14 protein-coding genes are annotated in these 12,729 nt (G+C 42.5%); 2 read left to right on the forward strand and 12 right to left on the reverse strand.

Annotated features, from left to right (window positions below; all coding sequences use genetic code 11):
- Window positions 1–18: 18 nt before the first annotated feature.
- The 10 genes from ACXAD6_RS15285 to ACXAD6_RS15330 all read right to left on the reverse strand — a co-directional run bounded on the left by ACXAD6_RS15285 (window position 19) and on the right by ACXAD6_RS15330 (window position 8,543).
- Window positions 19–702, reverse strand: coding sequence for a TasA family protein (locus ACXAD6_RS15285; protein WP_474969610.1), 684 nt, complete (start codon window positions 700–702; stop codon window positions 19–21).
- 60 nt (window positions 703–762) lie between these two features.
- Entirely contained in the window at window positions 763–1,356 is a 594-nt protein-coding gene (locus tag ACXAD6_RS15290) for a CalY family protein (protein ID WP_474969611.1), read from the reverse strand.
- Window positions 1,357–1,428: 72 nt separating this feature from the next.
- Entirely contained in the window at window positions 1,429–1,998 is a 570-nt protein-coding gene (gene sipW / locus ACXAD6_RS15295) for a signal peptidase I SipW (protein WP_474969612.1), read from the reverse strand.
- Window positions 1,973–3,223, reverse strand: coding sequence for a hypothetical protein (locus ACXAD6_RS15300; protein WP_474969613.1), 1,251 nt, complete (start codon window positions 3,221–3,223; stop codon window positions 1,973–1,975). Before ACXAD6_RS15300 ends, sipW begins: the two co-directional genes overlap by 26 nt.
- A gap of 461 nt (window positions 3,224–3,684) precedes the next feature.
- Window positions 3,685–4,602 (reverse strand): cell wall-binding repeat-containing protein, encoded by a 918-nt coding sequence (locus ACXAD6_RS15305; RefSeq protein WP_474969614.1) that lies wholly within the window; start codon window positions 4,600–4,602, stop codon window positions 3,685–3,687.
- 272 nt (window positions 4,603–4,874) lie between these two features.
- Window positions 4,875–5,930 carry a transglutaminase-like domain-containing protein gene (locus tag ACXAD6_RS15310; RefSeq protein WP_474969615.1) on the reverse strand — a complete coding sequence of 352 codons (1,056 nt, stop codon included), beginning with the start codon at window positions 5,928–5,930 and terminating at the stop codon, window positions 4,875–4,877.
- Between the two features lie 140 nt (window positions 5,931–6,070).
- On the reverse strand, window positions 6,071–6,496 hold the full coding sequence (locus ACXAD6_RS15315) for a thiol-disulfide oxidoreductase DCC family protein (protein ID WP_474969616.1): 426 nt from the start codon (window positions 6,494–6,496) through the stop codon (window positions 6,071–6,073).
- Window positions 6,474–7,439, reverse strand: coding sequence for an HTTM domain-containing protein (locus ACXAD6_RS15320; protein WP_474969617.1), 966 nt, complete (start codon window positions 7,437–7,439; stop codon window positions 6,474–6,476). Before ACXAD6_RS15320 ends, ACXAD6_RS15315 begins: the two co-directional genes overlap by 23 nt.
- 23 nt (window positions 7,440–7,462) lie before the next feature.
- A complete protein-coding gene (locus ACXAD6_RS15325) occupies window positions 7,463–8,119 on the reverse strand; it encodes a DUF5819 family protein (protein ID WP_474969618.1) in 657 nt (218 codons plus the stop codon).
- Between the two features lie 79 nt (window positions 8,120–8,198).
- Window positions 8,199–8,543, reverse strand: coding sequence for a hypothetical protein (locus ACXAD6_RS15330; protein WP_027954894.1), 345 nt, complete (start codon window positions 8,541–8,543; stop codon window positions 8,199–8,201).
- 241 nt (window positions 8,544–8,784) lie between these two features.
- Between ACXAD6_RS15330 and ACXAD6_RS15335 the strand changes: the two genes are divergently transcribed.
- Window positions 8,785–10,038 (forward strand): helix-turn-helix domain-containing protein, encoded by a 1,254-nt coding sequence (locus ACXAD6_RS15335; RefSeq protein ID WP_474969619.1) that lies wholly within the window; start codon window positions 8,785–8,787, stop codon window positions 10,036–10,038.
- 24 nt (window positions 10,039–10,062) lie between these two features.
- The gene (locus ACXAD6_RS15340; RefSeq protein ID WP_156896470.1) at window positions 10,063–10,209 is read left to right on the forward strand and encodes a hypothetical protein; all 147 of its coding nucleotides are present in this window, start codon (window positions 10,063–10,065) and stop codon (window positions 10,207–10,209) included.
- A gap of 177 nt (window positions 10,210–10,386) precedes the next feature.
- Here the strand turns inward: ACXAD6_RS15340 and ACXAD6_RS15345 are convergent, their stop codons facing one another.
- Both ACXAD6_RS15345 and ACXAD6_RS15350 read right to left on the reverse strand, forming a co-directional pair.
- On the reverse strand, window positions 10,387–11,154 hold the full coding sequence (locus ACXAD6_RS15345) for a zinc-ribbon domain-containing protein (protein WP_474969620.1): 768 nt from the start codon (window positions 11,152–11,154) through the stop codon (window positions 10,387–10,389).
- Between the two features lie 25 nt (window positions 11,155–11,179).
- Window positions 11,180–12,565 (reverse strand): TcaA NTF2-like domain-containing protein, encoded by a 1,386-nt coding sequence (locus ACXAD6_RS15350; protein WP_474969621.1) that lies wholly within the window; start codon window positions 12,563–12,565, stop codon window positions 11,180–11,182.
- Window positions 12,566–12,729: the final 164 nt, after the last annotated feature.

Here is a 12,729-nt window from a genome sequence, read left to right on the forward strand (position 1 = left end):
TAAAAAAAGAGCAAAACCTTAAGAAGATTCTGCTCCCATAACTTCATGGTTCTGTCTACGTTTTCGACTCAACATATAATAAACAGTTCCCGTTATCATAAGGATTGCGCCTGTTATGTAATACGCCCAAGGAGAATTCTCTCCTGTTTGAGGAAGGAGTCCTTCCTTCCATCTATCAATAAATGGTTCCTGCAATCCACTACCCTCTCCACTGTTTGGTGATGGAAGGAAAGATTCAGCATAAAATTGGAAAACGACATCGGATTTCAATCCTTGAAACTCGTTCCCTGATTCATAAGGAAATTCAATCCGAACTTTCATTTCATCCAAGTGATTGGCATTCAGACTCTTTAAAGTTACGTCTTGAAAATCCGACAAACGCCCGGCATAGGTCTGTTCACCATTTATCTCCAGGATGAATTGCAGCTGCTCATAAAATTTTTCGGATCCTTGTTTAAGATAAGAAGTCATAGCATACTGTACAGCCACCGTCCCTTCATTAGCTAAAGAGAACGACCGGACGGCATAGTCACCGGGTTTGAAGTTTTTTATATTTAACATTCGATTTTGTGAAGTAGAAATATTAATTCTGGACTGGTTCTCCAAAGCTTGTGTGGATCCCACGGGGTTAAAGAGGACAAAGAGTAAGATGAAGATACTATAAATGGAAATGATTTTTAAGAAGAGACTTGAATTTTTCATATGTATTCTCCTTAAATTTAAAATATAAAAGCCGGGGGAGGATATCCCCCGACTACTGTATTAGCGTGCTTCGCCTTCAGATTGCATACCATTGAATGTCCATTCTAGAGATAGAGAGTCCCCTTGGAAGTGGTTTTGGTCTTCTCCATTATCTACAAACTCATACTGAACGTAGAGCGTGTCAGAAGTATTAGCAGCCAGTTTCCCACCACGTTCTGCAAGCCATGCTCCAAGGATGTTACCTTCAATAACATCAGGACTCATAGACTTTAACTCCGATAGAGTCGTAGAATAAATTGGAGTGTCCAGCTTGTCCGCGTTGAACAGGAAGTTAACCTCAATATGATCACCAAAATCGTCGCCATTATTATTTCCAGCACCCGTGACTGTATAATCTGTAGCCAGTTCAATAGAACCAATATCCAAGCTTCCACCGTTCACCAAATTAAATGAACGTACCATCGTGTCTCCCGGCTTAAGATTATCTACTGAGATGACAGTTGTAGGTTGAGCGGTTAAATCCAATGTACCAGCCGCGAAGGATCCGCTAGCCTCTGCTGAATCACTGAAGTAGGCAAATGTTCCCCCTCCGACCAAAGACAATCCCAAAGCTGCTGATGCTACACCCAACCCTAATTTCTTTTTCAAACCCATACAAACTTCCTCCCTTTGAAAAATATGTGATATATTGAATCCTTGCTTATGTACAAGGAGTACAACCATTGATCAAACTTTTGCAGATTTTTCTTCTGATTCTTCCTTCTTTTCTTCAATCTTCGAAAGCTCACGCCAGATTGAGATGCAGCCATAACCAAACAACCCAATGCCCGGTACAACCAGTAGAAGCAGTGATCCAAGTTTTGAATTCGCAAAATCCATCATGTAGCCGATATAAGGAATGGTGAATCCTGTATATTTACCCATCACATTTGACGCCAGGACAGGTTCTAAATCGACCCCGTCGTTGTTGTCGCCTTTAGTTATATAAGAAACGCTTTCCCCGGATCCTTTCACTTCCATAACCCTGTGAGTAACCAGGACATTTTCCTCACGTAAGAAAGTGATGATATCTCCTTCTTTATAAGCCGTGCCATCTTCTGTTGGTTCAACAGCGATGATGGACCCCGTTTGAAAAGTAGGTTCCATTGATCCGGAAAGAACAGTTTTCAACTGATATCCCATAAACGTCGATTCGCCGCCGGAAACCTTAGATATTCCGACAATAACCACCATGAAAATTAGTACACCATAGAGTACAAAAGTCACCAGATTACTTAGTATCCTTTTCATGTGCATCCCCTTTTTCGCTGTCTTGACTGGACTTTTCTACATCTTCCTTGGTCACGGCTGCATCCACATCACTTGCCTTTTTCTTCTCTTCAGTTTCCTGCTCCTGGCTCGTCACAGAAGCTTCTGAATCACTTTCTTTTTCATTTTTCTCTTTTTTCTCTTCAGGTGTGGAAGAATCTACTGATTGATTCGAGGTTCCTTCTGAAGTTGCGGTATTGTCATCTTCTTCCGTTATATCTGTTTCTGAAGACTTGGAATTTTGCTGATTATCCTTAGGTTCTGATTGAGTATCTGTTGGTTCCTGGTTATCCTCAGGGGGTTTCTCGGATTTTTTTTGAGAAGACCCTTTTTGATCATCTGTTTCTGTATTGGCTTTACGTTCTTTTTCTGCTGCTTCAGATTCTTTTTCCTTTGCCTCAGCTGCTTTAGCGGCAGCTTCTTCAGCCTCTTCCTCTTTCTTCAATTTTTCAATTGCCTTTTCAACATTCTCCAAAGAGGACTTCACTTCTTGTTTTTTTGCATTCATTTCCTTTTTGCTCGTTTCTATCTTTTCCTCAGAACTAATAATCTTATCTTGAAAGGAACTTTCCATGTTTGTAAGTGTCGACTCCCCTATAACCGGCGTATCGGACTGTGTAAATTGATTATGAGAAAAGTAATTCAGGAGGTCGTTTACTTGTCTATCGTCTAAACCATGTTCATTAAAAGCTTCTACTAAATTCTGACCTGCAGATGGGTAAGAACCTTGCAAGCAGGAAGATATCGTTTTTTCAGGAAGGCTGGAAATCACCTTTAAACTCTCATATACAGCCATACTGTCTGCTTCTAGAATTTTCCGTGAATCTCCCAGTTCTTTTTCTAAATTTTTAAGGTCATCCATGGCTTTATCTACATCTTCAACAAAGTTATTCATGCGTTTTTTTTCATTAAGCAATTCATCGACCGAATATTGATCAATATTATCGATATCCTTGAAGTCACCGGAATAACTGTTTACTTTCGGAATTTCATCGAAATGGATATTATATTCATCTACAAGTTTTTTCAATTCCTGCAACTGCTCATTTATGTATGCAGGGAACACCTTGCATGCCTGAATTTCTGAGGTAGATGTATCTTTACTGTTAAAAGCTCCGAAGGTACTTCCCACCAAATGAGAACTTGCTCCAACAATTAAAGAACTGACGGCCACACCTACTGTCAACTGCTTCGTTTTTTTCAATGCTTTCATTCTCCATTGTTCTTTAAATTTAGCCCTTTTAGACTGCAGAGGATTTCACCCCTTTTTGGAAGCGTGTCGTTCTTTCTAGCTACGCTTCGTTCTTTATAAAGAATTTGTAACCTGATTATATAGCCCTTACATACTAAATGGAAATCCCTGAAAAAGGCTTAATTTCTTGATAAAGAACATCAAATCATATTTTTTCAATAAATTACTCCTTTTACCATATAAAAGGGACATTTTTCATGTTTGTGCGTTCTTTATATAGAATGGTATAATACATCATTTCGATAAAACTACCTACATTATCCCCTTAATAAGACTAAATCCACCATTGATTCACATTCATTTAGAAGTCAGAAAAACAGCAAAAAATGCGTCTTCCAAATTAGGAAAAACGCATGATCTTCATAAACTATTTAAGTCATCCATACCTCCAAGTAACTGGATATAATTGGATTTTAATCAATCTAAACTGGACAACTGTAAAAATTCAGCCTTGCAATCATGATCTTTACCAAAGATATGACTTCCTCCGAAACAGCCTTCGTCCCTCCAAGGGCAACCCCTCTTTCAAATACCTTCTGATTCAGCAGATAGCTCACTTCTACAGGAAGACTGTCTGTTTTTGTTAAAATGACCGCCCCGTTGTTTTTTGCGGCGAGCACCGATCCTGTTAATGCATCCGGAAAGCTGTAACCGGTGGCGATGTAGACATTGTCTGCGTCCATTTGAAACCTTCGGATAATTTCAGCCGATGTGCGAAAACGGTTATTTCCAGAGACACGCGTGGCATCAGGCAATTCGTTCATCACTTCATCACTGACCACGGATAATCCCCCAATGACAAAAGACCGATCAACACTGCGGAGGACTTCCCTTGTTGCTTTCGGCAGAGCATTTGTCCGCGTAAGTAAAATCGGATGTCCTTCCTGGGCGGCAAAAGGGGCAATGGACAGGGCATCAGGAAAATTACCTCCATAAACAACAAAGGCTGTATCTGACTGCCCCATCCGCTCCGCAATCTGCGCGGCTGTTTCATAGCGGTCTTTTCCGCCGATCCGCTCAATAGTAAGTCCCATTGCTTTTACTTCTGTTACAACTAATTCAGAAATGACACCCCTGCCTCCAAGAATGATAACTTCGGATGCCTTCAAGCGCTCCATTTCAGCGCGGGTCGTGTCAGTCAGCCGGTCTTTTTGCACCAAAAGAATGGGAGCGTCGATTTCTTTTGCTAAGGGCCCGCCCGCCAATGCATCCGGAAAATTCGAGGCCGTGGATAGAATCACGGTATCAGCCTTGTTCCACCCAGCTTTAGAGATTTCTACAGCTGTTTCGAAGCGGTTTGAGCCGGCAAGTCGGTCCTTTTCATCCGCTGCTGAAGCCATAGGAATAAAAAATAGCAAAAAAATAAGAAAGAAAAGGAAGATCATAGTTTTCCGCATTAGTTTTTAAACAACTCCCTATAAATATTAAAATCATGAACGTCAGTTATTAACAAATCTGATAATTATATATCGGTTGAAATGGCCTGCGATTAAATAGATGCTTATCATCTGCGAGGTGTATCTTATAGTTCCCTCCAACACATGACTGTCACTCAACTCCTTTAAATGACTCATAAAAAAGCTCCTTCCCTTATAGAGAGAAGGAGCTTTCGTTATATAAATTCGGAAAGAAAACCAAGCGTAACAAGCAAAGACACCGCTCCGAAGAAACACGAAGCCAGTGAGAAAAAGAGCGGCCGTTCTTTTCGGACTAAAAAACTAAGACAATAAATCAAAGCTGGAAAAGGGAATAAAATACTAGCAATTTCCCAACCAGTAAACAAGTAAAGGAATGCCATGAAAAACGCAAGATAGCCTGAGATCGTTCGAGCAAGCAGAAATCCTTTCTGTTTTCCGGACTCTTTCACGTTCCAATCTCCTAAAGCCTCTTCCGTCTTTTTCAGTTGATAGGGTTTGTCTGAATGATAATAAAAATACATAGGCTGAAAATACGGAATAGTTCCGACCAGGGAGCTTTTCCCCCAAACAAACCGCTCACCGGCTAGTGGGAATGATTGATACACGTTTTCTGTACTTCCGCCTTCCTTTACATAGGGAGGGGAAGGGGTATGCTCCGTATCAATAGAAAAGACAATCCGTTGATTCTCTAAATGGCCAAAGTAGCGTCTCCAGCTTAATGTACGAATAGAGGAAAAAAAGAAGCGCCACAATTGCCTCCGCACCGTGTAAGCCATACTTGTATCGACCGGCATCCATCCTTCGCCTTCAATATAAATCTCATTCCAAACATGAGCCTGATGACGGCCCATAGCAAAGGCCCCGACCATCACTCTGCAGGGAATGCCGAGTGAACGGCAAAGAGAGGCATAAAGGAAGGAATATTCGCCACAATCTCCCTTCTTTTCTTTTAGAAAATGGGAAACCCCTCTAGCTTTAACCGGAAACGTATAAGAATAGTTTTTCACTAGGTGGACGAAAAGTTCCCATCCTTTTTCTTTATCTGTAGTGGCATGTTCCGTAATAGCTGAAGCCATATGAGTCATTTCCTCGTTAACAGGAATCATAGGGCTTGAGCGTGTATACCGCTCCCGTTCTTCTTTCGTAAAAGGTGTAGAGCTTTTTGACGTTTTTTCTATTCCAACAACGTAGGAGGCCTGGATCTGCTCCCCCGGGGCTAATTCATAGTAACTGATTGTATTTCCGATCATGTCTTTATCCTCCTGGCGGGGAGGATGTTTCTTTTCTTGTAGGATCGTTTGCCGCTGTGTCTCTGGTGGATTAGCTAGCCAGACACTTACTTGATCAGATGTTTTATTCTTGTATCGGAACGAATAGTCGAACTGCCTCATCACTTCACCTGCTTTTCTCCATTGGAAATCGTGCAGCGATCCCCTTCACAACCGCCAACAGGTAATATGGTCCTTCTACTGGCCAGCCAGTCATACAAGGGAGACCCTAACCCTGCCCATATGGATAATTGGAGGATGGGAACCGCTATCCAGAATAAGGGCAGCTGCTTCACTATTCTCTGCACACTGAAGATCCCTTTTTCCATTTGGTTATCCTTTAATGTAAACGTATGCATCCGTTTTTCTGCCTCTGTCTTATCTATAGCATACCTTTCCAGTACTTGGTTGTCTCTAATCGATTCATACCGCAACTTTCGTCCCCGGTCTAACTTGGATAGGAATCTCATACTTTTGGAGCATACCGGACAATGAGAATCGTAAAAAATGATGACGGCTGCTTGATCACTGAACTTGTTTTGTTTCATACCGCTTCACCTTTGCTCCTTGGAATTTGTTTCGTACTCTAAGAACTGCTCCTTTTATCCAGCTATAGACTCTTTTATACTCCTGGTCGTTGAGCATCAGAAACTGCATAGTAATCATAGAAGCTGAGAACGTAAACAGTCCCATGACAATGGCTATTCCGATATGCAGTCCGATAACACTGAACATAGCAAAGTATTTGGTATACCGATTTAATAGAAAAAAAGGAAAGGACAACTGGACAAAAATGGCGCTGTAAGCCCCTGCCAGCAGCAAAATCTCAGAATAAGCTATCATATTTTGGAAGAAAGGATGTGTATATTCACCAACTTGGAGAATATAATAGAGCGCTGTTCCGTTCGTCCACATCTCCCCCATCACTTTATGGGTTCCAGAAGATAGATACATGAAGCATAACTGAATAATAGAGGTAAGGATGGCCAGGTTATGTAAGGCATTCCATACTGGAGCATGCCCTATGGCATTGTTTTCTTTATTTGCCCTCGAGCGGTCTATCGAAAAATACGCGGAAGTATTCGCAAACAGCATATAGAGTAGAATGATCCGCATAATGTTATCTCCACCGTCAAGAATCAAGACGTTGGCATGTTGTAATGACCACACAAACAAGAGGTTAACGATAGCAGTAAAACGCGTCATCACTCCCAAGGTGAATAAGAGGGCAAACAAGATGCCGAGGTGAAAAATGATGTCAAAGTACAGAAGAGAATCTGAGAGCTGGTATAAAGAAAAGTTACTGGTCAGAGCCATCTGTTCTTGGAGATGATCGTGATTCTGCATTCCATTAGGCCCCCAGATGAACCTTCTTTGAGAGTAATGAATGAAATACATAAACAAAATGAGCAGACCAAAGGAAACTCTAAGCAATCCAGCTCCAATCAACATATGTTTTTTTTCCGTTAACATTCCATATAAGCGCTTCACTACCAGGACCTCCTTTATAGATTTCAATCAAATACAGGAGAAACTTCCACGAAATCCACCCATTCAAATTCATGAAGCTGCTGTTCTCTTTCATACTGCTCATTATCCTTTTCAGAAAATGGAACAGCTTTTGTTTCCTGCATTATAATTTGTATTTTTTCAATATCCTTCTCTGGATAGACACTTCTTACATAGGATTGAGCATATCGGTTCAGAGCTTCCTGGGCATATTCATCTTTTTTCTGAGTCCGTTCATTTTCAAGCAGATGATCATAGTCCTCTCGATCAAGGTTTTTCTCTTCAATTTTCTGTGATATTTTCAACGTCACCTCATCCGTTTGATACAGGGAAGTGAAGGCCCCTCTCTGGATTCGAACTAAACGGTTATACGGAGTAAAACGGTTGGCCTGATTTTTATCAATCATAAACGTTGTGAGATCAAGCCAGTCTGATGTACCTCCATCGGCAAACTGAGCCCGAACCATGAATTGGTTGTTGGTAGAAGCCGGGTTGGGAGCAAACAGCCTCCAATTTTGAGAAAATAAAGGTTCCATATAGGCATTGACGGCGAAGCTGTACTTTGCTTTAACGGGGTTGAAAGGAGTTAGATATAAGGCTGTTATAACTAAATGAAAAACAAACACGCAAAGGATTAAGCTGACTCCAATTTTCTTTATCATCGTGTCACCTCTTTAAAGGCAAATCTTCTGCCCTCTATAAAAAGGGCAGAGATTTGCGTTGGAATAACTCACCTAAGTATTATTGATCAAAGACGACTTTCACATCTTCATAATCGCTTTCTCCCTTAATTACATCGTTTCCACCAATCTGATTTTTCGCCCAGTCATACGCATCAGCACCAGCCTTGGCTGTCACGCCCGCTACAAAAGCTCCTCCTGCTACTGCTGCTCCTTTAAGAGCGTAAGCTCCAACCACTGCTGGAATAGCTTCCGGCTCGGCTCCATTTTCAGAAACCTGCTTCACTTCCAGAGTTGTTTGGGATTCGATATCATCTGTGCTAGCCAAAGCGGATGTGGCTGTCGTCCCTCCAACAAATAACCCTAATGCCATACAACCTGCCATCAATTGCTTCTTTACTTTCATTTGATATTCCTCCTTTAATGATCGTACAAAGCATAAGCCAACCAGATACAGTACAGGTACCTCCTTTGTGGTATCCCCCCCTTCAAAATTGCTTTTCTTCTCTTACACTTATTTCCTAGATAAATGGTATCATGGTAACCATGAAAGATGTATTTCGCATGTTATGAAAGAAAAGGGCTGTTTTTCTCGATTTTTTCATCCTATTGCGCAATATAAGAGAAGGAAGTGTTGAAGAGTGGATATGGGAAGAGTATTAAAATACTTTAGATTGAAAGAAGGCATGAGTCAGGAAGAAGTCTCAGAATCTATTGTTTCCCCCTCCTACTTATCAAGAATTGAAAACAACAAAACCACTGTAGAACCGGAAACCCTTATGCTGCTCTTGGAAAGGGTGGGGGTGAATTACGAAGAAATACAAGCAAATGAAGAAAAATTAAAAAAGCTCCTCCGTCACTGGGAAGAGCCCTTACTGAACAACGATAAGCAGGCGTCCGAAAAGATTTACCAGGAGCTGAAGTCTTTCATAACCCCCGTGACTAACACCAACCTTCAAGCTGAATATCATATAAAAAGAGTAAGGGCCTGCATCATCCTTCAAGCATTTGATGATATTAATGATTCCATTTTATTTATCAATGACATCCACGATACTCTCACATCCCGCAACCGCTTCTTTTACTACAAACACCTTGGAAACTACTATTGGGTGAAGAATCAACCCATGGTCGCAAAAGAACATTTTGAGAAAGCTTTGTCCGAGTATTCCTCGGTGGATTTAAACGAATTGGAACAAGCGGATCTATATTTCCTTTACGCCCTGACCTTATATGTGTCTCAAAATGAGACCTTAAGCTTTTCTTATGCTCAATCCGCTTTACTCCTGTTTCAAAACAACTACAAATCCAGACAGTGTTTAAAGATACACATCCACCTTGGTATTTGCTACAGCCGATTGGGAGATGTCCCCTCTTCCCTCTCCAACTTTGAGAAAGCGGAAAGCCTCGCACGAGAAATTGGAGATCAAGATCATTTAGGAATTATTTATCATAATATCGCCACGATGCATTTAAGAAAGAGGGAAAGGCAAATTTCTCTTGACCAGTTAGAAAATGCTCTTTACTACAAGAAAAAAACAAGCACCAGTTATATGAAATCCCTTGTGCTGCTGGTCCTCATTTACTATCAGGAGAACGAAAAAGATACCTGCATGAAGTACTTGAACGAACATCTGGACGTGGCAAAGCAGCTTCCTGAAGACAATATCCACACAAAAGAGTACTGGTTCTTCCATTCTTTTTTCTTTCAATCCGAAAAAGAGTGGGAAATCTATGTCAAAAAAACATTCCTGCCTTCTCTAAAAAAAGAACAAAAAAATCAGGAAATACAAAGGTATTCCCGATTTTTGGGAGAATACTATGAAGGAAAAGGAGGGTATAAAAAAGCAGCTGAGTACTATAAATTAGCGCTCGACAGCAATCCAGTCGCTGTCTACTAACTACTTCAACAGGGAGGGGAAATCATGAAGAAACTATTGTTGATCTTTAGTTTGGTCCTTGTGTTCATGGCCGGTCCAGCTTCAACCATGACGGCGGATTCTGTTGAAATTGGAAAACCTGGAGTGTCTGAAACCACCCCGAATGGTGATGAACTTCCGTTGAGTAATTAAATGAAGATTTTTCTGCTGTTCCTTACATAAAGCTTTGTGGCCATTTCAAACACCCCCCATATTCCTTTGAATATGGGGGGGTGTTCACTCTTCAAAACAATCTTAAACAGGATCTCCAGGTGAATAACTGAGCTCTTCTTCATCCCTTCTTCTATTTAATCATGATTTTTTCTTCATTTACCATCCATACGGCACACCCATTTCCCCTATCATCCGGTCAAACATACTCATCATCACAATCAAAAAGAAAAACGCCATCGCCACATTCGTCATTATAACGCCGTAAAACACATCCAGACCTTTAGCTGTTCCACCCGATTGAATTGAAAATAAAAGAACTGTACTTGCCGTTATATATAAAGCGATACTCACAAAAAAGAAAAACGTCCCGACGGTATTCATAGATAGTAGCATGAATAGATTGGCGGCTAGAAGTCCGGTCACAGGAAGGATGGCGAGCGATCCATATTTCGCAAGGACGCTCATGTAAGTGATTTCCACCCTCATCCATTTCCCTACGCCGAGGTTGACTGCGATAAACATCGCTAAAAAGAGCAGTTGATAGAGGAAAGGCTGCAGGACGAGAACACCAAAGAATACATCCGGCACAGCATCACCGAAGGTCCACACAGCCGCGTTTCTGGCCGCTAAATAAGAAAAGAACGGCATGAGAAAAGCGAGCAGCAGCAGAGCAATTAGACCATTGGTCCGGTGGGAAGCATCCGCCCGCTGACTGGCCCGAAACGGTTCCTGCAGCGCTTGGAGGGCAAAACGGTAAAACTGACGGCCTGTTTGTTTAGCCGTTTCTGTATAATCCTTCTGCGGAGGTAATGCGGCCGCTTCCACCGTCGATGCCGACGCATGCTCCGCAAGAACAGAGGCCCCGCATTTTCCGCAGAATTTACTGTCTTCATTCAATGGATTTCCGCATGTCGCACAATGCATAACATCCCATTCCCTTCATTAGAAGTCACCCGTCTGAACGATTGGTCTCATTGATGGCTACCTCTTCGATTTTCCAGCTGTCCCCGTCTTTGATTACGGTATAATCCTTCGTACGCTCGTAGTGCGTTTTCTCTCCTTCTGAGTCGGTAAAGATGAACGCTTCATCCGTCGTCACCACATAACCATCCACTCCATAAGCAGTAGATTTCACAATGTTATTCTCCGTAAACGCATAGGTGAAGCCTTTGCCTGAGATCCCGTCCAAATAATCCTGAAACTCAGCGGAAGCCTGACTGCCATCCTTGAGGAAAGGAGCAATCATCGAGAAGTCCTCCGCATTCAACGCTTCTTCATAGACCTCCCGGAAATCGAGCACGTGATCCTCGGCTGCTTCGGAGTCATCCGATTCCGGTACGTATTCAAAGACCGATTCCTCCGGTTCCTCCAGTTCTTCCTCAAAATAAAAACTCAGCTCACCCCAGTAGTCGCCATCCTCCGTACGGATCTGTCCGGACTTGACCACCTCTTTCTTATCGTTTGTCCACTCCGCATGAAGGGCCAGCTTGTTTCCGTCCGGCACAGGACCGATGACGCCCAGCTCATTCAGCGACTTCTTCGTACTCTTTCCGTTGACAAAAAGAATCGCTTCCGGCTGGTTGGTATCGACATCATACGTAGTCCCTGCAAAATATAGTTCCATATAGTAATCCGATTCCTCCGCCAGCACCTGGTATTCCCACGTGTCCTTGAACTTCCCATATACGTTCGATGCCTCTCCCTCAACTTTATACACACCAGGGTAGGCTTTGGCATTAACTTCGTCCTCGGCAGCATTCTCCACGGTGATTTTTTCTTTGCCGACTGTAAAGGAAGCATCATCCATGTTCGTTAAGAATCTGATCTCAGTCGGAACCGCTTCAATTTCATACGTCTTGTACATCCCAGGAATCACGGTTGTTTTTTTGACAGACAAAAGCGGGCTGCCGTATTCATCGCGGATGATGGTATCGAACCGCTGTTGTCCGCTGACGGCTTCCAGCATCTGTTCACGGATGGTCTCCCAATCATTTTCCTTCATATACTGCAGGTATTCCTTTTCATTCAGCCATGCTTTTTCATCCAGGGACAACTCACTTACAAAAGCTCCCGCATCATTATTCGTGACCGCACGATCCATCGCCCGGATCTTCGTCGTCGGGTCAAGCATCGATGACAAAATCAAATGAGCGGTCAGCAGCACAACAAAAACCGCCCCTATCGAGATCAGCGTGATTTTCTTTTTCCGCGGTATCGGTGGTCTTGGCGCTTTTGCTCCCGACCGGGTCAGCGGAGCATCCTTGGGTGCACCACATTCGGTACAAAAGGTTTCTTCCCCGCCCATCTCATGACCGCAGTGTTTACATACTTCCATCCAGCGACCTCCCTCGCCCTTGAAGGTGTTTCCCCGCCTGCTATGTACCTTCCTCCCTTCCCCTGATTTAGTTCCATATAATGGGGAGTAATTAACTATACTCAAACGGCCGGGGGTGTATGACTGTCCCTTTTTCCATAAAAAAGAAGAGGACATCCCTCCAT

It is taken from the genome of Halobacillus sp. ABH2_015 (assembly GCF_056158945.1).

Bases quoted from the DNA above. Each gene is read 5' to 3' on its own strand.
- ACXAD6_RS15285 (WP_474969610.1), bottom strand. From the start codon at position 702: ATGAAAAATTCAAGTCTCTTCTTAAAAATCATTTCCATTTATAGTATC.
- ACXAD6_RS15290 (WP_474969611.1), bottom strand. From the start codon at position 1,356: ATGGGTTTGAAAAAGAAATTAGGGTTGGGTGTAGCATCAGCAGCTTTG.
- sipW (WP_474969612.1), bottom strand. From the start codon at position 1,998: ATGCACATGAAAAGGATACTAAGTAATCTGGTGACTTTTGTACTCTAT.
- ACXAD6_RS15300 (WP_474969613.1), bottom strand. From the start codon at position 3,223: ATGAAAGCATTGAAAAAAACGAAGCAGTTGACAGTAGGTGTGGCCGTC.
- ACXAD6_RS15305 (WP_474969614.1), bottom strand. From the start codon at position 4,602: ATGGCTTCAGCAGCGGATGAAAAGGACCGACTTGCCGGCTCAAACCGC.
- ACXAD6_RS15310 (WP_474969615.1), bottom strand. From the start codon at position 5,930: ATGATCGGAAATACAATCAGTTACTATGAATTAGCCCCGGGGGAGCAG.
- ACXAD6_RS15315 (WP_474969616.1), bottom strand. From the start codon at position 6,496: ATGAAACAAAACAAGTTCAGTGATCAAGCAGCCGTCATCATTTTTTAC.
- ACXAD6_RS15325 (WP_474969618.1), bottom strand. From the start codon at position 8,119: ATGATAAAGAAAATTGGAGTCAGCTTAATCCTTTGCGTGTTTGTTTTT.
- ACXAD6_RS15330 (WP_027954894.1), bottom strand. From the start codon at position 8,543: ATGAAAGTAAAGAAGCAATTGATGGCAGGTTGTATGGCATTAGGGTTA.
- ACXAD6_RS15335 (WP_474969619.1), top strand. From the start codon at position 8,785: ATGGGAAGAGTATTAAAATACTTTAGATTGAAAGAAGGCATGAGTCAG.
- ACXAD6_RS15340 (WP_156896470.1), top strand. From the start codon at position 10,063: ATGAAGAAACTATTGTTGATCTTTAGTTTGGTCCTTGTGTTCATGGCC.
- ACXAD6_RS15345 (WP_474969620.1), bottom strand. From the start codon at position 11,154: ATGCATTGTGCGACATGCGGAAATCCATTGAATGAAGACAGTAAATTC.
- ACXAD6_RS15350 (WP_474969621.1), bottom strand. From the start codon at position 12,565: ATGGAAGTATGTAAACACTGCGGTCATGAGATGGGCGGGGAAGAAACC.